At 29.3% G+C, this 19,471-nt stretch carries 17 protein-coding genes; 12 read left to right on the forward strand and 5 right to left on the reverse strand.

Annotation, left to right across the window (positions count from 1 at the left end; genetic code table 11):
• Positions 1–112: 112 nt before the first annotated feature.
• Positions 113–904 (forward strand): 1-acyl-sn-glycerol-3-phosphate acyltransferase, encoded by a 792-nt coding sequence (locus tag Q0L44_RS02560; RefSeq protein WP_296634877.1) that lies wholly within the window; start codon positions 113–115, stop codon positions 902–904.
• On the forward strand, positions 876–1,514 hold the full coding sequence (locus Q0L44_RS02565; RefSeq protein WP_296634880.1) for a hemolysin III family protein: 639 nt from the start codon (positions 876–878) through the stop codon (positions 1,512–1,514). The genes Q0L44_RS02560 and Q0L44_RS02565 overlap by 29 nt, the downstream gene beginning before the upstream one ends.
• On the opposite strand, the gene Q0L44_RS02570 is transcribed toward Q0L44_RS02565, so the two are convergent.
• Entirely contained in the window at positions 1,509–1,985 is a 477-nt protein-coding gene (locus Q0L44_RS02570) for a CYTH domain-containing protein (RefSeq protein ID WP_296634883.1), read from the reverse strand. The two genes, Q0L44_RS02565 and Q0L44_RS02570, sit on opposite strands and share 6 nt — an antisense overlap.
• An 87-nt stretch (positions 1,986–2,072) precedes the next feature.
• On the opposite strand from Q0L44_RS02570, the gene Q0L44_RS02575 reads away from it, so the two are divergent.
• Genes Q0L44_RS02575 through Q0L44_RS02585 form a run of 3 tightly spaced genes read left to right on the forward strand, consistent with a single transcriptional unit; the run spans position 2,073 to position 7,617 of the window.
• A complete protein-coding gene (locus Q0L44_RS02575) occupies positions 2,073–4,406 on the forward strand; it encodes a two-component regulator propeller domain-containing protein (protein WP_296634886.1) in 2,334 nt (777 codons plus the stop codon).
• On the forward strand, positions 4,406–5,128 hold the full coding sequence (gene recO, locus Q0L44_RS02580) for a DNA repair protein RecO (RefSeq protein ID WP_296634888.1): 723 nt from the start codon (positions 4,406–4,408) through the stop codon (positions 5,126–5,128). The genes Q0L44_RS02575 and recO overlap by 1 nt, the downstream gene beginning before the upstream one ends.
• Positions 5,128–7,617: a TonB-dependent receptor gene (locus tag Q0L44_RS02585; RefSeq protein WP_296634891.1), complete on the forward strand. Its 2,490-nt coding sequence runs from the start codon at positions 5,128–5,130 to the stop codon at positions 7,615–7,617. The genes recO and Q0L44_RS02585 overlap by 1 nt, the downstream gene beginning before the upstream one ends.
• A 5-nt stretch (positions 7,618–7,622) precedes the next feature.
• Here Q0L44_RS02585 and Q0L44_RS02590 read toward each other — a convergent pair whose 3' ends face one another.
• Genes Q0L44_RS02590 through Q0L44_RS02600 form a run of 3 tightly spaced genes read right to left on the reverse strand, consistent with a single transcriptional unit; the run spans position 7,623 to position 10,022 of the window.
• Positions 7,623–7,970, reverse strand: coding sequence for an SdpI family protein (locus Q0L44_RS02590; RefSeq protein WP_296634895.1), 348 nt, complete (start codon positions 7,968–7,970; stop codon positions 7,623–7,625).
• 4 nt (positions 7,971–7,974) lie between these two features.
• Complete coding sequence (locus tag Q0L44_RS02595; RefSeq protein ID WP_296634898.1) at positions 7,975–8,844, reverse strand: acyl-CoA thioesterase II; 870 nt, start codon at positions 8,842–8,844, stop codon at positions 7,975–7,977.
• A complete protein-coding gene (locus Q0L44_RS02600) occupies positions 8,841–10,022 on the reverse strand; it encodes a peptidogalycan biosysnthesis protein (protein WP_296634902.1) in 1,182 nt (393 codons plus the stop codon). The genes Q0L44_RS02595 and Q0L44_RS02600 overlap by 4 nt, the downstream gene beginning before the upstream one ends.
• A 194-nt stretch (positions 10,023–10,216) precedes the next feature.
• Here Q0L44_RS02600 and Q0L44_RS02605 point away from each other — a divergent pair, with 194 nt between their 5' ends.
• The 7 genes from Q0L44_RS02605 (at position 10,217) to Q0L44_RS02635 (ending at position 18,229) form a co-directional block, all read left to right on the forward strand.
• Positions 10,217–11,332, forward strand: a complete 1,116-nt coding sequence (locus Q0L44_RS02605; protein WP_296634904.1) for an HlyD family efflux transporter periplasmic adaptor subunit — start codon at positions 10,217–10,219, stop codon at positions 11,330–11,332.
• Between the two features lie 4 nt (positions 11,333–11,336).
• Positions 11,337–14,669 (forward strand): efflux RND transporter permease subunit, encoded by a 3,333-nt coding sequence (locus tag Q0L44_RS02610; protein WP_296634907.1) that lies wholly within the window; start codon positions 11,337–11,339, stop codon positions 14,667–14,669.
• On the forward strand, positions 14,656–15,999 hold the full coding sequence (locus Q0L44_RS02615) for a TolC family protein (RefSeq protein WP_296634909.1): 1,344 nt from the start codon (positions 14,656–14,658) through the stop codon (positions 15,997–15,999). Before Q0L44_RS02610 ends, Q0L44_RS02615 begins: the two co-directional genes overlap by 14 nt.
• Positions 16,000–16,191: 192 nt before the next feature.
• Positions 16,192–16,824: a Crp/Fnr family transcriptional regulator gene (locus tag Q0L44_RS02620; protein ID WP_296634912.1), complete on the forward strand. Its 633-nt coding sequence runs from the start codon at positions 16,192–16,194 to the stop codon at positions 16,822–16,824.
• A gap of 74 nt (positions 16,825–16,898) precedes the next feature.
• Positions 16,899–17,333, forward strand: coding sequence for a hypothetical protein (locus Q0L44_RS02625; RefSeq protein WP_296634914.1), 435 nt, complete (start codon positions 16,899–16,901; stop codon positions 17,331–17,333).
• Between the two features lie 4 nt (positions 17,334–17,337).
• Positions 17,338–17,634: a thioredoxin gene (gene trxA / locus Q0L44_RS02630; RefSeq protein WP_296634916.1), complete on the forward strand. Its 297-nt coding sequence runs from the start codon at positions 17,338–17,340 to the stop codon at positions 17,632–17,634.
• A gap of 7 nt (positions 17,635–17,641) precedes the next feature.
• A complete protein-coding gene (locus tag Q0L44_RS02635) occupies positions 17,642–18,229 on the forward strand; it encodes a methyltransferase domain-containing protein (RefSeq protein WP_296634920.1) in 588 nt (195 codons plus the stop codon).
• A gap of 27 nt (positions 18,230–18,256) precedes the next feature.
• Here Q0L44_RS02635 and Q0L44_RS02640 read toward each other — a convergent pair whose 3' ends face one another.
• Positions 18,257–19,435, reverse strand: coding sequence for an acyl-CoA dehydrogenase family protein (locus Q0L44_RS02640; RefSeq protein ID WP_296634923.1), 1,179 nt, complete (start codon positions 19,433–19,435; stop codon positions 18,257–18,259).
• Between the last annotated feature and the right edge of the window lie 36 nt (positions 19,436–19,471).

Below are 19,471 nucleotides of genomic sequence, written 5' to 3' on the forward strand. Positions count from 1 at the left end.
TTTTAAGTATTGTAGTACAAAAATAAGGTTTTGCACTTAAATTATATCAAAGAAAAGAAATTACTATTTTTGTCTGTATTTTGTTTTAAAAAAAAGTTAAGAAAACTCTATTTTGAAATTTATAAAAATTCCATTCTTATTACTTTGGCGTATTTGGTTTTATATGTTAATGACAATTACCATTTTAATAATGGTACCATTTATGTTAATTTTAACGGCTAAAGAATCGTATTACCCTGTGTTTTGGAAAATGGTAAGACTTTGGTCTTTCACATTGATTTATGGTATTGGCTTTTGTTTGAAAATTACCAAAGATAAAAATATAGAAGAAAATAAAAGCTATATGTTTTGTCCAAATCATAGCTCTTTAATGGATCCTTTTGTCATGGTTGCTTTAAGTAAAAACCCAATTGTTTTTATTGGTAAAAAAGAGCTGGTCAAAATACCAATTTTTGGTTTTTTTTATAAAAGAGTTGTGATAATGGTAGATAGAAGCTGCCCAAAGAGTAGAAAAAGAGTATTTAGAAAAGCAAAAGAGAAATTAAGGAACGGAGTTAGTATGGGTATTTTTCCAGAAGGACTGGTTCCCACTGAAAACATACCATTAGCACCTTTTAAAAATGGAGCATTTAGCTTGGCAATAGAGTTTCAAATTCCTGTAGTACCACAAGTTTATTATGATTGTAAACGTCTGTTCTCTTGGGATTTTTTTAAAGGTGGCCCAGGTGTTTTTAGAATCCATCAAAAAAATTTTATTGAAACTAAAAAATTAACATTAGCTGATGTAGATCAACTTAAAAAGCAGACCTTTGACTTAATTTATCAAGACTTGATAAATGATAAAAAGTATATGAAAGATACTAACAGACCAAATAATGAGCAAAAGTTTAAATCACCTTTATAGCGCAAAAGAAGAGAAACTGAATGTTATTTCTCATGGTTTGGGTTTACTTCTAAGCAGCATCGCTTTTCCTTTTTTAATTTACAAAGCACAAGATTTTGAAGGGTTTTGGCAGCCAGTAAGTTTTATTATTTACGGCTTAAGTATGATTGTTTTATATGCAACATCTACATTTTATCATGCAACTAAGGATCCAAAAAAAAGTAGAAAACTAAACATTTTAGATCATGCAGCAATCTATATTTTAATTGCTGGTAGCTATTCCCCTTTTTGTTTGGTGGGTTTAAACTCAGACTTGGGTTGGTATATGTTTTTGTTTGTTTGGCTTTTTGCTTTAGTAGGTGTTATTTTAAAGTTTTTTTTTACAGGTAGATTTGATAAAGTTTCTACAGCCATGTATTTACTTATGGGTTGGCAAATACTATTTTTCATTAAACCCTTAATGAATAGTATTTCTGCTGAAAACTTTTACTATTTGTTAGCTGGTGGTATCTTTTATTCTATTGGAGCAGTCTTATATTCAATTAAAAGGATGCCTTATAATCATGCAATTTTTCATGTATTTGTATTGCTTGGAAGTTTCTCACATTTTTTAGGTATTTATAACTTATAACACCCAGTTTTTAAAAGGATTTTTACTCAAGTTAGAGTTGTAATATTTAGAATCTCCTGTAACTTCTTTTCCCAGCCATGCTGGCTTATGGAAGCTTTCGTTTTCTGAATTAAGTTCTATTTCAGCAATAATTAAACCCTCATTATCTCCATAAAATTCATCTACTTCAAAAGTAAGGTGATCGTTTTTAATGAAGTACCTTGTTTTTTCTATTATCGATTCTTCACATAGTAAAAGTAAATTTTCAGCATCAGAAATTGTTATTTCTTTTTCCCATTCAAATCTTGTAGTACCTGATTTATTAGACTTGCCTTTTACAGTTAAATATGCGTTATCATCTTGAATTCTAACTCTTACAGTTCTTTTTTTATCCGTGTTTAAATACCCTTGTTTTAAAGTATTTGACTGATATACTAACTTCTTAAACTCGTTATTATTTACTAAAAATTTACGTTCAATTTCTAAACTCATATTATCTGAAGTTAATTTATACTTATGTATTTGATTTAATCGTTAAGTTATAATAATTAAATATCTTTGATTAAGAATTACAACGTTATGAAAAAAATATTTTTATCATACTTTTTATTTATTGTTTATGGACTTTTTTCACAAGTTGATTACAGTAATTCTTGGGAAGATTTTTATTCCTATAATAATATTAAAGATTTCGTAAAAGTAGACAATATTATTTATGCTTTAGCCGATAATGCTGTATTTACATACAACGAAACTACCTTAGAAACCAAGAAGTTTTCTTCTATACAAGGTTTGTCTGGAGAAACAACATCTGCGATTTTTTATAATGAAACTGAAAAACGTTTAGTTATTGGTTACGAAAATGGTTTGATTGAGGTTATTGATGATAATGGAGAAATTACCATATCATCTGACATTACAAACTTTAATCAGACAGGGTTAAAAAGAATTAATCACATAAGTGAATTTGAAAATACATTATACTTGTCTACACCTTTTGCTATTGTTGAATATGATATTGAAAATTTAGAATTTGGCGACACCTTTTTTATAGGTGATAAATCAACTTTATTAAACATAAATCAAACATTAATAGCTAATAATGTAATCTATGCAGCTACAGAAGATGGTATTTTTATAGCTGATGTAAATAGTAACTTATTAATAGATTTCAACAATTGGAAGCAACTGTTTGATGGTCGAAATTTTAGTAATATATCACTTTTTAATAACCAAGTTTATATTTCTGAAGGGAATAGATTGTATCAATTACTAGAAAATAATACTTTAAATCAAATAAGAGATTTTTCTGAAACAGTTTTAGGTTTGAAAAATTCAGATAATCATTTGACAGCTACTTTAAATAAAAAAACAATTGTTTTAGATAATACAAATAATGAGATTTCTGAATTTACAACAACATCTGATTTCGATTTTACATTATCGAATTCTTTATTTATAAATAACACTATTTACTTAGGAACTAAGGAATTTGGAATTTTAAAAACAAATATAAATCAAATAGATGTTTTTGAAGAAATCCATCCTCAAGGACCATCGTCCAATGATGTTTTTTCAATTGATGTAAAAGATGATAACCTATGGGTTGTATATGGAGGTTATGATATTACCTATACATCTATTTATAAAAAAGCAGGTTTTAGTCATTATGTAGAAGGAAATTGGATAAACACACAATTTGACCCTAATTTTCCAGTAATCGATTTGAATCATGTTACTATAGATCCAAATGCAGAAAATAGGGTTTATATAAGTTCATTTGGAGATACAGGAGCTATAAACTCAGTTTCTACAGGTGGTTTATTAGTTGTTGAAAATAACGAAATAAGTACCTTTTACAATCATTTAAATAGTGGTTTAGAAGATTTAGAACCAACACAACCTAATAGAGTAACATTAAGAATTAGTGGCTCTGCCTTTGATAGAGAAGGTAATTTATGGGTAGCAAATATTAATAGAACAGACGAACTTAAAAAATTATCACCTTCTGGAGTTTGGAATAGCTATGATTTAAGTGGATTGAAAACCAATCCAAAAGAATTTGGTTTAAGTGAAATTGCCATAGATAATAATCAAACTATTTGGATGGGTACCAGAAGAAATGGAATTTATGCTTTTAATGAAATTGGAAACAGATCTAGAGTTTTATTAAATACACCTAATTTAGGTAGTTTACCAGATACAGATGTGCTAACAGTAGCTGTTGATAGATCTAATAGAGTTTGGATTGGAACTAGAACAGGAATGGTTGTTTTTAGAAATTCTGCTACCGTTTTTGATGCAGAAGTTTTAAATGCACAACCTGTAATCATAGAAGAAAATGGAGTAGGAGAACGTTTATTAGGTGATCAAAGAGTGAATTCTATAAAAGTTGATGGTGCAGATAACAAATGGTTTGGAACAGAGAGCGGAGGTGTGTTGTACACAAATCCTTCAGGAACAACAACATTAAATAACTTTAGTACTCAAAATTCACCTTTGCCTTCTAATAAAATCTTAAAAATTGCCATAGATGATTCCAGTGGAAAAGTATTTTTTGCAACTGACAAGGGTATTGTAGCATATAATAGTAATGTAGCTCCATTTGGAGATGTTTTAGAAGAAGTTTATGCATATCCTAACCCTGCTTTAAACAACCATAACACAGTAACAATTACAGGTAGAAATGGAAATAGTTTACCTAAAGGGACTAATGTGAAAATCTTAGATATTGCAGGCTATTTAGTGTATGAAACAAATGTTGTAGAAGGCCAAGAATTACAAGGAGGTAAAGTAGTTTGGAATAAAAAGAATCTTGCAGGTAGAAGAGTAGCATCCGGTGTTTATATTGTTTTACTTTCTAATGACGATGCTTCAGAGACCACCACCACTAAAATTGCAATTGTAAATTAATGGCAGTTGTAACCACAAAAGCAATTGTGCTTAGCGCTTTAAAATATGGTGATACCAGTTTAATTGTAAAATGCTATACACAAGAAGAAGGTATTAAAACTTATATGGTTAGAGGAGTTTTAAAACCTAAAAAGAAAGGCATAACTGCTGCTTATTTTCAGCCTTTAACACAACTAAAAATAGTTGCGAATCATAATACTAAAAACACTTTAAATTCACTTAAAGAGGTTCAGGTTTATCATCCATATAAAACAGTTTATAACAATATTGTAAAACAATCTGTAGTTTTATTCTTGTCAGAAGTACTAAACTATGCTATACAAGAAGAAGAACAGAATGCAACTTTATATGAGTATATAGAAACAACTTTACAATGGTTAGATTTGCATGATAATGTAGCTAACTTTCACTTGTTATTTTTGCTAAATTTAACTGGTTTTTTGGGTTTTTATCCAGAATTATCAGATGCTAATAAAAATGGTTTTGATTTGGCAGAGGGTGTGTTCTCTGAAAACTATGCAAACAAAAATGTAATCTACAAAAATGATTTTTATCAGTTTAAAAAGCTTTTGGGCATAAATTTTGATAAGATACAAGAAGTGTCTTTCAGTAAAGAAGAAAGGCAAATAGTTTTACAGATTATAATTCAGTATTTTAAACTACATTTGGGCAATTTTAGAAATCCTAAATCTTTACAAGTTTTAGAAACCGTTTTTAGTTAATGAAGAAGAACATTTTCATTTATATTATTTTTTTTATTTGTGGTTCAACACTCGCGCAAACCGTTAAAGTTTTAGATAAAGAAACAGGAAGAGGAGTTAAAAATGTGAGTATTTTTAATGAAGCAAATACCATAAGTTTAACTACAAATAAAGAGGGTTTTGCAGACGTTTCTTTATTAAAAGATAATGAGGTTATTTTATTTTCTCACATTTCTTATGCAGTTTATCGCATTAAAAAAGCCAATCTAAAGAATCGAAATTTTGTTATTCAGCTTATCAAAGAGTCAGAACAATTAGATGAAGTAGTTATTTCTGCTTTTAAGAAAGATGTTAAAACCAAAAGAATTGCAGAGAGAATTGCTGTAATTTCTAAGAAAGATATTCGCAAAATTTCTCCTCAAACTTCTGCAGATTTATTAGCAGCAATTCCAGGCATTAAAGTACAAAAATCGCAATTTGGAGGAGGTAGTCCTGTGATTAGAGGAATGGAATCTAATAGAGTTTTATTAGTGGTAGATGGAGTTAGAATGAATAATGCTATTTACAGGAAAGGGCATTTGCAAAACGCAATAACACTATCGCCTAATTTATTAGAAAAAACCGAAGTTGTTTTTGGACCATCTTCTGTAGTCTACGGTTCAGATGCTTTAGGAGGTGTAATTCACTACTATACAAAAACGCCTAAATTATCAGAAAATAACGAAGTTAACAGTCAGTTTTTTTCTAGATATTCTTCTGTAAATCAAGAAATAACCACGAGTATATCTGCTGAATTAAGTTTTAAAAGATGGGCGTCTTTTACCAGTATTTCATATTCAGATTTTGGTGATTTAAGAGCTGGTAAAAAAAGAAGTCATGGCTTTGAAAATTGGGGTAACGTATTTTATCATTCAGAAAATGTGAATGAAAATTATGCTGCAACCCCTACTTTAAATACAAATCCAAATCTATTAAGAAATACAGGGTATAACCAAACTGATTTTTTGCAGAAATTTTTTGTACCATTATTAAAAGATACTGATTTAAAGGTAAACTTACAATATTCAACTTCATCAAATATTAAAAGATTTGATAGACTTACAGAATTAACAGATCTTACAGATGTTTCTTCATTAAAATTTGCAGAATGGTATTATGGCCCTCAGCAAAGACTTTTATTATCGTCTCAACTCGATTTGTATCCTCGAAAAAATTGGTTAGAAACAGTTGCTATAACTGCGGCTTTTCAAAATATTAAAGAAAGTAGAATTCAAAGAAAATTTGGAAGTTTAGACAGATCTTACAGAGAAGAAATCGTAAATGTTTTTAGTTTAAATGGTGATTTTTCTGTGCCTTTATCTAATAATAACTCAAGATTATTATCTTATGGTTTTGAGTTTGCTTATAATGATGTTGGTTCTACTTCTTATGGGAAAACTTTAAATATAGAAAGTGATCAAATAAATGGTTTTTCTAACGATTTTAAGGTGCAGTCTAGATATCCAGATGGAGGAAGTAATTTTCTAACATCTGCTGTTTACGTTGGTTATAGACAAGATTTAACAAAGAAATCTACCTTAAATACTGGGGTTCGATTTACAAACATCAATAAAAATGCAAATTGGCTAGATGAAACTTTTTTAACTTTCGAAGATAAAAGTATATCAAGAAATAACTCTGCAGTAACAGCTACTTTAGGCTATGTTTTTAAACCGAATAAAAATTGGCAATTAAATAGTGTTTTATCTTCTGGTTTTAGATCTCCAAATATAGATGATGTAGGTCGTGTTCGAGAAAAAGCAGGTAATGTTACCATTCCTAACATACTTGTGAGTCCTGAGTTTGCTTATAATGCAGAACTAGGGTTGTTTAAATACTTTAATAAAAAGAAATTTCGTTTAGGATCCAATATTTATTATACACTTTTAGATAATTATATTCAAAGAGACTTTGTGTACAATGCAGATGGCTCTATTTTGCAAGTAGAATTTGATGGTGAGTTTGGAAATGCTGTAAATAATCAGAATATGGGTACAGCTTATATTTTTGGATATACTGCTAATTATTTGGGTAAAATTTCTAAAACAATAAATACCTCTGGTTTTGTTACTTATACAAAAGGAAGAACTTACGATACTAAAGAACCAATGTCTTCTATACCACCACTATTTGGTCAGTTTGAACTGAATTATAAAAAAGAGAAAATTGCTTTAGGAGCCGAATTTAGATTCAATAGCAAAAAAGATATTGAAGATTTTAATATTACAGAAGGTATAGATAACCACGATTTAACACCAGTTGTGAATGCAAATGCAACTAATGAAGAAGATATTTATTTTGGTTCTCCAAGTTGGATGACCTTTGGTGTAAATGGGTCTTATGATTTTAATACTAATTTTTCTATACAAGCAAGATTAGATAATGTTTTTGATGAACACTATATAGAGTTTGCTTCGGGTGTTTCCTCTCCAGGAAGAAACTTGTCTGTTTCTATTTTGGCTAATTTTTAATGAAGTTATTTAATTCGCTTTCCTTCATCATTAAAATTTTCATTTATTGCACGCTCTGTTTTTATTAAGCTCACTAATATTGATAGCGCTACAAAAACCATAGGTTGCCAGGTTAATTGTTCTTTACTAATGCTTGTTAATAGTAATGCTGCTAAAAAAGATATGCCACTATATTTAAAAAATACTAAATTAAAAGTAGTGTTGGCAAAATGCCAAATATCTTCATTTTGCATCGCTTTTGGAGTTCTATAGCCATACAAACTATTTATTTTTTTTGGTGGAAATTTCCAAAAAATAATACTAATTAAAAATAATACTCCATTAGTTGTTAGTATATAAATATAAGGTCCCATAATTTTATCTGTTTTTTATTGGTCTCATTAAACCTTCTTGTGCAAAAGAGGCTACTAATTTACCATCTCTTGTATAAATATTTCCTCTACATAAACCTCTTGCTCCATAAGCATTTGGAGAATCAGCAGAGAATAACATCCAATCATTAAAATCAAAATCTCTAAAAAACCACATAGAGTGATCTAAACTAGCAGTCATTGTATTTGCAAAACTATAATTTTTAGCATTTGGATTAAAGGCTGCATTCAAAACATTATAATCTGAAATATACGTTAAAATTTGATGCTTCAATTTTAAATCCATCTTAGGAGTATCACCTTTTAATTTAAACCATACTTCTTCTTTAGCTTCTTTATTTTCAGGTTTTAGTGGATTAGGCACAGCTACTGGTTTGAAATCTATAGGTCTTTCGATACTTAAAAAAGACTTTACACTTTTTGGTAAAAAATCTCCAAATTTTACAGCCATTTCATCCCAACTTAATAATTCTTCAGGTTGTTTAATAGAAGTGTTCATTTTAGTTTGATGTTCAAAACCTTCTTCTTTTTTATGAAAAGAGGCAGCTAAAATAAAAATCGTTTTTCCATTTTGGCTTGCTGTAACTCTTCTTGTGGCAAAACTTCCTCCATCTCTCATAATTGCAACATCATAAGAAATAGGTACTTTTAAATCTCCTGCTTCTAAAAAATAAGAGTGTAATGAATGTAAAAATCTATTATCAGGTATAGTTCTATAAGCCGCATTTACAGCTTGGGCTAAAACTTGCCCGCCAAAAACTATGGCACTTCCTATAGTTACACTCTCTCCTAAAAAAGTAAGTTCATCTACTCTATGTAGGTTTAGTAAATTAATTAATTCTTTACTAGTTTTCATAGGAGTTTATTTTTAAATGGTAAATTTTGACGAAAAGGAGTGGGTTGCACTCGCATCAAAAATAACTTTATGATTTTATTGGTGATGCTTTTTTTATGACGAAGGTACATGGTTAAATCTTGTGGTTCTGCACCTACAGAACTTTTAATTTCACTTGCTGTTCTGCCAAAATTTAATGTCTTTAAATTATTGTCAATAGCTATTTTTATATAATCATATAACATTCTTTGATAAATAGCTAACTCTTTATTTAAGCTATAATCAATGCCTACAAAGTGCGCATCTAAGCTATCATTATTGATAACTCCAGACATAAAACCAACCATTTTATTTTCTGAATAATATGTTTTAATGACGTAGTTATTGTCTAACTGATTCATAAACTGTTGATACGTATTCAAATTAAAATCACTTATGTTAAAAGAGGCATTTTTTGCTACTTTTTTATAGAGCCGTTCCATTTCAGAAAGTTGTTGTGAAATAGAATCTTTGGTGACATCTTTTACAGATAAGCTTTTACTTAGTTTTAGCGCTTTTTTTGCTTTTACTCTAAATTTTGTTTTTAATGCTCGTAAGTAATTATCAAAGGTTCGCCAGTTTTCATCTATATGCAAAACCATGTTTGGTTCTGCAGAAAAAGGGTGATAATTATAGTCTTTTAACTCATTTGTTATAGATAACGATTCATTTACAAAATCCTTAAATAGAAATGCATCAATTTGATGTTCTTCATTTGAATTGATATAGTTAAGGATTGCCTTTGCAAGTTCTTTAATGGTTTGTTTTTTATTAAAACCATCAGCTATAAAAACCCCATGTTCACCACTTACAAATGTATTTCCACAAATCAGTAGTTTAAATGGTTTCTTTTTTGGAAACAAGTGTAGTTTTTGTCCGAATTTCTTTATTTTTTTAGAAAAAGATTCTAAATCATTTTTTACAGTTTCAAAATAAAAATCTATTATTTGGATAGAACCAAAACACTTAGGATTACCGTTTTTGTCTAGTAAAACAACATAGAAAAAGTCTAAATTTTGATGATTATCTTCTATTGATTTTAAGAAAGATTTCTTGAAGTAAACATTTTCATTTGCATTTAAAGAACTCCAAACCTTGCTAGGTATTTCATCTACAGACGAGTAATAATTAGCATTTAGATTTTTCGTGGAACAATTCAAAGAATGTATAGTGTTTTTTTATTTTTACAAAGTTCTTAAAAATAAGTCAGTTTAAAAATTTTGCTTTAGAAATAAACAATTATAACTTTTCTTTAACATAGATTAAAGAGCTTAAAACTGTTCTGTAGCTTCAAAAAAGTATCTTTGCACCCAATTAATACTTGTTTTGCAAGTTCAATTCAACTAACTAAGTTATGAGAAAAGTAATTCTGGCTATATTAGGTTTATTATTCATTGCTGGTGCTATTGTATTAGGTAATTATTTTATTGATAAAAATCAGGCACCAAGACCAACCTTAAAAAAAAGTATTAAAACTGTTTTTGTACAAGAGGTAAAGAATAATGAAGTTCCAATTATTTTAACAGCAAGTGGTAATCTGCTAGCAAAGAACAAAATTGATGTTTTTTCTGAAGTGCAAGGTGTTTTAAGTGTTAGTGATAAAGCTTTTAAACCAGGAACAGAATATAATAAAGGTGAGATTTTATTAAGCATTAATAGTGATGAATTTAGAGCGAGTTTAAAATCGCAAAAAAGTAATTTATTCAATTTAATTACATCTATTTTACCTGATATTCGTTTAGATTATTCCTATGAATTCAAAAAATGGGAAACTTATTTACAAAGTTTTGATATTAATAAAATCATTGCAAAATTACCCGAATTTACTACAGACAAAGAAAAGTATTTTATCTCTGGACGTGGAATTTTAACAGCTTATTACAATGTTAAGAATTTAGAAGTGCGTTTATATAAACATCAAATTAGAGCCCCTTTTATAGGTATTTTAACAGAGGCTTTAGTAACTCCTGGAACTTTGGTGAGATCAGGTCAAAAATTAGGTGAATTTATAAATACAGATATTTATGAAATGGAAGTTTCTATTAGTGCTGAATTCGCAGATTTGTTAAAAGTGGGTAGTACTGTTAACTTAAATAACTTAAATAAATCTAAAAATTACGAAGGTAAAGTAATTCGTGTAAATGGGAAAATAGATCAGATTTCACAAACAATTACTGCTTATATAGATGTAACACATCCAGATTTAAAAGAAGGAATGTTTTTAGAAGCAAATTTAGAAGCAAAATCAGAGGTAGATGCCATAGAAATTTCAAGAAAATTATTAGTAGATAATAATGCCGTTTATACTGTAAAAAACGACAGTATTTTAACATTATCGACTATAGATCCTGTTTATTTTGGAGCAGAAAAAGTAATTATTAAAGGTTTAGAAAATGGAGATAAAATTCTTACACAAACTTTACCTGGGGCTTTTGATGGAATGATTATAAAAACAGAAACAAAAAAGTAATTAGATGAAAAAAATAATTACTTATTTCATAAAATATCCTGTAGCAGTAAACGTAATGATATTTGCGTTTATCATTTTCGGAGCTGTAGGTGCCATTAGCATGAAATCTTCTTTTTTTCCTCTAGTAGATTCACAATTAATAAGAATCAACCTAACTTATCCAGGTGCTTCACCAGCAGAAATGGAAGAAGGTGTTGTACTTAAAATTGAAGATAATTTAAAAGGGATTGTTGGTGTAGAAAGAGTTACTTCAGTTTCAAATGAAAATGCTGCATTTGTAAATGTAGAAGTAGAAAAAGGTAAAAATATAGATGTAGTTTTATCTGATGTAAAAAATGCAGTTGATAGAGTCCCTTCTTTCCCTTCAGGTATGGAACCTCCTGTAATTGCCAAAGTAGAAAGTATTAGACCTACAATTAGTTTTACAGTTAGTGGAGAAAATGTATCCTTAAAATCGCTAAAACAATATGCAAGAAATATAGAAAATGATATTAGAGGTATAGAAGGTATATCTCAAATTGCCATTTCTGGATTTCCAGCAGAAGAGATAGAAATTGCAGTTCGTGAAAATGATTTATTGGCTTACAATATGTCTTTTACAGAGGTTGCAAATGCTATTAGGAACTCGAATATTTTAATAACAGGTGGTAACATAAAAACCGCTGAAGAAGATTATTTAATTCGTGCAAGTAACCGCTCTTACTATGGTGTAGAATTACAAAACTTAATTGTTAGAACAGAAACTAATGGTAATGTTATTCGTTTAAAAGATGTTGCTGAGGTTAGAGATACGTGGTCAGAAACGCCTGATAGATTGTTTTATAATGGAAATTTAGCCATTGATATTACTGTAAGTAATACCAATAATGAAGACCTAATTTCATCAGCAGAAAAAATTAAAGAATACATTTATGAATTCAATCAAAAACAGCAAAATATTCAGTTAAATGTCTCTAGTGATGCTTCTATTACTTTAAACGGAAGAACAAAATTATTAATAGAAAATGGAGTAGTTGGTATTTTATTGGTACTTTTCTTTTTAGCTCTATTTTTAAACTTACGTTTGGCAATTTGGGTTGCTTTTGGTTTACCAGTAGCCTTCTTTGGTATGTTTATTTTTGCAGCTCAATTTGGGGTAACCATAAATGTATTGTCTCTTTTTGGGATGATTATAGTAATCGGAATTTTGGTTGATGACGGGATTGTAATTGGCGAAAATATTTATCATCATTATTACGATTTAGGAAAATCTAAAATACGAGCTGCAATAGATGGAACCATGGAAGTAATTCCGCCAATTGTATCAGCTATATTAACTACAATTATTGCTTTTTCTACTTTCTTTTTTGTAGATGGTAGAATAGGAAGTTTCTTTGGTGAGGTTTCTACAATTGTATTACTAACACTATTGGTTTCTTTAATTGAAGCGCTAATTATTTTACCAGCGCATATTGCACACTCTAAGGCTTTAAAAAGAAGAAAAGAAGAAAATTTAGCAGCTAATTTTAATTTTAATCATTCAGAAATTGAGTCTATAGAACATAAACGTAACCAAGTTATTGTTGTAAAAAATGGAGAAACAATTATACTTGAAAAAGAAAGTAAAGTAGATGCCTTTTTTGCAAAAGTTAATGGTTTTGCAGATAAGTATTTAACGCTATTTAGAGATAAATACTATGTGCCCCTATTAAGGTTTTCGCTAAAGAATAAGTTGTTTGCTTTTAGTGTACCTATTGCTATTTTAATTTTTAGTTTTATGGCCATTGGTGGCGGAATAGTAAAAACATCTTTCTTTCCAAGAATTGCAAGTGATAGAGTTCAGATTTCCCTTAAAATGCCTCAAGGAACTAACGAACAAATTACAGATTCTATAGTATCATTTATAGAAACCAAAGTCTGGGAAGTAAATAAAGAATATACAGCCAAACAAAAAGGTAATATTCAAGTAGTTGAGAATATAATTAAAAGAGTTGGCCCAGGTTCTGCAAATGCAACTTTAACTGTAAATCTTTTACCTGGAGAAGCTAGAGATGTTTCATCACCAGAAATTACAAACGCTATAAGTGATAGGGTTGGTAAAGTTTATGGTGTAGAAAGTTTGGTTTTTGGTTCTGGTGGTAATTTTGGAGGTAGCCCATTAGCGGTATCACTTTTAGGCAATAATATAGAGGAGTTAAAGGCTGCAAAAGAGGAATTAAAATATGAGTTAGAAAACAACCCTCTTTTAAAAGATGTTGCAGATAATGATCCTGCAGGTATTAAAGAGGTTAAAATAACTTTAAAAGATAATGCTTACGTACTAGGCTTAAACTTACAGTCTATCATGACACAAGTTCGTTATGGATTTTTTGGTTTTCAAGCTCAGCGTTTTCAAAGAGGGCAGGATGAAATTAAAGTCTGGGTTCGTTATGATAAGCAAGATAGATCTTCTATTAAAGATTTAGATGACATGCGAATTATAACTCCTGCAGGAACTCGAGTTCCATTTTCGGAAATTGCTAATTATCAAATTGAAAGGGGAGATATTGCAATTAATCATTTAGAAGGTAAACGTGAAATTCAAATTACTGCAGATTTAAAAAGTTTAGAAATCAGTGCTACAGAAATTTTAGATGATATAAAGGCTAGAGTTATGCCAGAAATTTTATCTAAATATCAAACTGTATCACCTTTGTTTGAAGGACAAAATAGAGAAGCGAAAAAAACTACAGATTCTGTAAATGTTGTTGGGCCAATAATATTACTATTAATTTATATAGTTATTGCGTTTACATTTCGTTCTTATAGCCAACCAATTTTACTAATAATTATGATTCCTTTTAGTATGATAGGTGTTGTTTGGGGACACTATTTTCATAATTTTCCAATCGGAATTTTATCTTGGTTAGGTATTATTGCTTTAATAGGAATTATGGTAAATGATGGTTTAGTACTTATAGGTAAATTCAACAGTTACCTTAAAGAAGGCATGAAATACGATGATGCTTTAATAGCTGCAGGTCAATCTCGTTTTAGAGCTATTTTCTTAACCTCTTTAACCACAATTGCAGGTTTAGCTCCACTTTTATTAGAAAAAAGTAGACAAGCACAATTCTTAATTCCAATGGCTATTTCAATAGCATATGGTATTGCAATTGCTACACTTTTAACTTTAGTAATGTTGCCACTTTTATTATCGGTCTCAAATTCATTAAAAGTAAATATTAGATGGTTAAAAACAAATGAGAGAGTAGAAAAAGAAGAAGTAGAAAGAGCTATCATAGAGTCTAAAATTGATGCAGATGATGATGCAGATGATAGATTAAATCCTAAAAATGTAGTTTATGAAATTGAATAGATGCAGCATAATTGTAGGTTTATTGCTATTGAGTTTAAACGGGTTTGCTCAAGAACTTTTAACCAAAGAAAGAGCATTAGAAATTACGTTAGAGAATAATTTCGGAATTAAAATTGCGAAGAATAATTTAGAAATTGCAAAGAATAATACCAGTATTTACAATTCTAGAAAATTACCAACATTAGTATTAAATTCAGGTGCAAACTACAGTAGAAATAACCAGAGCTTAACCTTTACAGATAGAGATACAGGCAACGATTCTGAGATTTCTGGTAATGGAGTTGTGGCAAAAACTTACAATTCTTCTCTAGGTGTAAACTACACCGTTTTTGATGGTTTTGGACGTAAGTATAACGTAGAACAGCTAAAAAAAACCTATAATTTAACAGAATTACAAGCTAGAGAAACTATAGAGAATACTTATTTACAATTGTTTACAGCCTATTTTCAAATAGCACGTTTAACAGAAAATAAGAATAATTTAAAAGAAGCATTGATTATTTCTAAACAACGTTTGCAGCGTGCACAATACCAATATGATTATGGGCAATCTACCAAACTAGAATTTTTAAATGCTCAAGTTGATGTAAATAATGATAGTATTTCTCTTATTGCTGCTAAACAACAACTAAACAGTGCTAAACGCGGTTTAAATGTTATTTTAGGATCTAAGAATGATGTAAGTTTTGATGTAGAAACTGAGGTTGAATACAATAAAATGCTAAATTTTGAAGAATTAAAATCTAAAACAATGCAAAATAATGCGTTGCTAAAACAAAATGAGCAAAATATTGCTATTAGCGAATTTAACATCAAAATAAATAAAGCAAACTATTTACCAAGTTTAAATTTCAATACTTCTTACGGTTTTAATAGAACAGAAAACGAAAATCTAATTAACCCTTTTGGGGCCAAATTAATTACTTCAGATGGTTTAAACGCAGGTTTAAATTTAGCTTGGAATATTTTTGATGGAGGAGTAATTAAAACACGTGTTGCCAACGCTAAAATTACTTTAGATAACCAACAAATTTTGTTAGATCAGCAAAAAGTAAACATAGAAAACAATCTTAAAGATACTTGGGAAAAGTATAAAAACCAGCTGTTTATTTTAAGCGCACAAGAACAAAACGTGCAAAGCAATCAAAATAATTTTGATAGAACACAAGAGCGTTTTAAGTTAGGACAAATTACATCAGTCGAGTTCAGACAAGCGCAAATAAATTTAATTAATTCCAAAACAGCATTGAATAATGCTATATTTGACGTCAAGTTGATAGAACTACAATTGTTACAATTGAGTGGAGATATTCTGAATGTAAAATTTTAAAAACTTGTTTTTTATCATAATCTAAATACATCGTAAATTTTAATTTTATCGCAAAATATATGATTTATGAATCATTTTAATTTTTCTACAAAAGAACAACAACAAAAAAGTTAGTAAATAATTCTTTTTTCTTATTCAAATACTTTCTTGTAAAATCATTTCATTAAATTTATAATTCATAAATAAACATAAATGAATATAGACCTACAATCTAATTTTGGTTACCTTTTTGAAAATGATTTAATTAACGAAATTTCTAAAATTGGAGTTTCAAAAACGTTTTCTGCAGATACAGTTATTATACAAATAGGTGATTACTTAAAGTCAATGCCATTACTATTGTCTGGAGCTATTAAAATTTTAAGGGAAGATGAAAATGGAGAAGAGTTGGTGTTGTATTATTTAGAAAAAGGAGATACTTGTGCCATGACTTTGTCTTGTTGCATGGGACAAACTAAAAGTAAAATAAGAGCAGTTGCAGAAACAGAGGTTTCATTAATAATGCTACCCAAAGAAAAAATGACAACTTGGTTAAGTAGCTACAAAACTTGGCAATCTTTTATACTACAAAGTTATCATAATAGAGTAGAAGAGCTTTTACAAGCTGTAGATACCATTGCTTTTTTAAAGATGGATGAACGGTTGTTTAAGTATTTAAAAGACAAAGCAATGGTTAATGGTAATGACGAACTAATAACCACACACTACCAAATTTCTCAAGACCTACATACATCTAGAGTAGTAATTTCTCGATTGTTAAAAAAGCTAGAAAACGAAGGCAAAATACAACTTTTTAGAAATAGTATTAAAGTTAAAGAACTGTAACATTTGTTACTAAATGTTAGGGAGTTGCATGTTACTTTTGTAGTAAAAACATGTATTATATTTCAATAATTTTAGTGAGTTTATTTTTTAATTTCTCCAAAACAAATTCCTATTACACTAAGAGAATTAATACTGAACATAGAGACCAGGATAAAGGACGAGTTTTATTAAAAAAATATTGTTATTCTTGTCATAACCCTAAAGCTTCAGAAAGTGATAGAATTGCTCCACCTATGATTGCTGTTAAAAAACATTATAAAAAAAGCAATACTACTCAAGAAGAATTTATAGCCTCTATCCAAAATTGGATTAAAAATCCTATTAAAAAAAATTCAAGGATGACTGGTGCTATAGGAAAGTTTGGGATTATGCCAAAACAGTATTTTTCGGACGAGACAATAAGAGAAATTTCTATTTATATGTATAATAATAATATTGAGAAGCCAAAATGGTTTGATGAGCATCATAAGAACAAATCTAAAAACCATAATAAACAAACCAAACATTAAAATAATGAGTAATTTTACAGAAATAATACAAAAAGATAAAATAGTTTTAGTTGATTTTTTTGCAGAATGGTGTGGCCCTTGTAAAATGATGACACCAATTTTAAAAGAGGTTAAAGCAGATTTAAAGGAAATAATTTCAATTATTAAAATAGATGTTGATAAAAACCAATCTCTAGCCGCAAAATTTCAGGTCAGAGGTGTGCCAACATTTATTCTTTTTAAAGAAGGAAAACAAGTATGGAGACAGTCTGCTATGTTGCAAAAAAATGATTTAATTTCGGTAATTAATCAATACAAATAAATGCGATATGAAGTTTGATGAGAATTTTTGGGATAATAAATACAAAACCAATAAAACAGGTTGGGATTTAGGTCAAGTTTCACCACCTTTAAAAGCCTATTTTGATCAACTAACTAATAAAGAACTAAAAATTCTAATACCTGGAGGAGGAAATTCTCATGAGGCCGAATATTTATTAAATAACGGTTTTACTAATGTTTATGTTGTAGATATTTCTAAACTAGCTTTAAATAATTTAAAGGAAAGAGCACCAAGTTTTCCAACCTCTAATTTAATTCATCAAAACTTTTTTGATTTAGAACAGGCCTTCGATTTAATTATTGAACAAACATTTTTCTGTGCTTTAAATCCAAACTTAAGAAAAAACTATGTCAATAAAATGTTTGGTTTATTAAAAGAGAATGGCAAATTAGTAGGTTTACTTTTTGATACCAAATTAAATGAAGATCTTCCACCTTTTGGGGGTTCTAAAGGAGAATACTTAAATTATTTTACGCCCTATTTTAGTATTGAAATTATAGAAAAATCGTACAATTCAGTACCCAATAGATCAGGTAGAGAGCTTTTTATAAATTTTAAAAAGGCATCAAATTAATCTGATACCTTTTTAAAAAGTAATTTCTTATTTAAATCCGTTTAAACCTGTAATGTCTAAACCTGTAATAAGTAAATGAATGTCATGCGAACCCTCATAAGTAACTACACTTTCTAAATTCATCATATGACGCATAATAGAATAATCACCTGAAATACCCATACCCCCTAAAATTTGTCTTGCTTCTCTAGCAATTTTTAAAGCCATATCTACATTGTTTCTTTTCGCCATAGAAATCTGCGCTGAAGTTGCTTTACCTTCATTTTTTAATGTACCAAGTCTCCAAGCTAATAGTTGGGCCTTGGTTATTTCTGTAATCATTTCAGCCAATTTCTTTTGTTGTAATTGAAACTGTGCAATAGGTTTACCAAATTGCTCACGTTCTTTTGCATAACGCAAAGCAGTATCATAACAATCCATAGCAGCACCAATTGCACCCCAAGCAATTCCATATCTAGCAGAATCTAAACAACCTAATGGTGCGCCTAAACCAGATTTATTTGGTAATAGATTTTCTTTAGGAACTTTCACATTATCAAAAATAAGTTCACCAGTTGCAGAAGCACGTAAAGACCACTTGTTATGTGTTTCTGGGGTAGAAAAACCTTCCATACCACGTTCTACAATTAGCCCATGAATTCTACCTTCTTCATTTTTTGCCCAGACTACAGCAACATTACAGAAAGGAGCATTAGAAATCCACATTTTAGCTCCATTTAATAAGTAATGATCGCTTTTATCTTTAAAATTGGTTTCCATACCTCCAGGATTTGAACCATGATTAGGTTCAGTTAACCCAAAAGAACCCATCCATTCTCCAGAAGCTAATTTTGGTAAATATTTTTTGCGTTGTTCCTCACTTCCGTAGGCATAAATAGGGTACATTACTAAAGAAGATTGCACAGAAGCAGTAGAGCGAACTCCAGAGTCTCCTCTTTCTATCTCTTGCATAATTAATCCGTAAGATATTTGGTCTAAACCAGCTCCACCAAATTCTTCTGGTATATAAGGTCCAAAAGCACCAATTTCTGCTAATCCATTAATAATTTGTTTTGGAAACTCTGCTCTTTGAGCATAATCTTCAATAATTGGAGAAACATCACGTTTTACCCATTCTCTAGCAGAATCACGAATTAGTTTGTGTTCTTCAGAAAGTAAATCATCTATATTATAATAATCTGGTGCTTGAAATAAGTCTGGCTTCATCTCTAATTTAAATTTTTAAATGTATAATATTTAACA

It is taken from the genome of Polaribacter sp., from assembly GCF_024639685.1.
Lineage (GTDB): Bacteria > Bacteroidota > Bacteroidia > Flavobacteriales > Flavobacteriaceae > Polaribacter.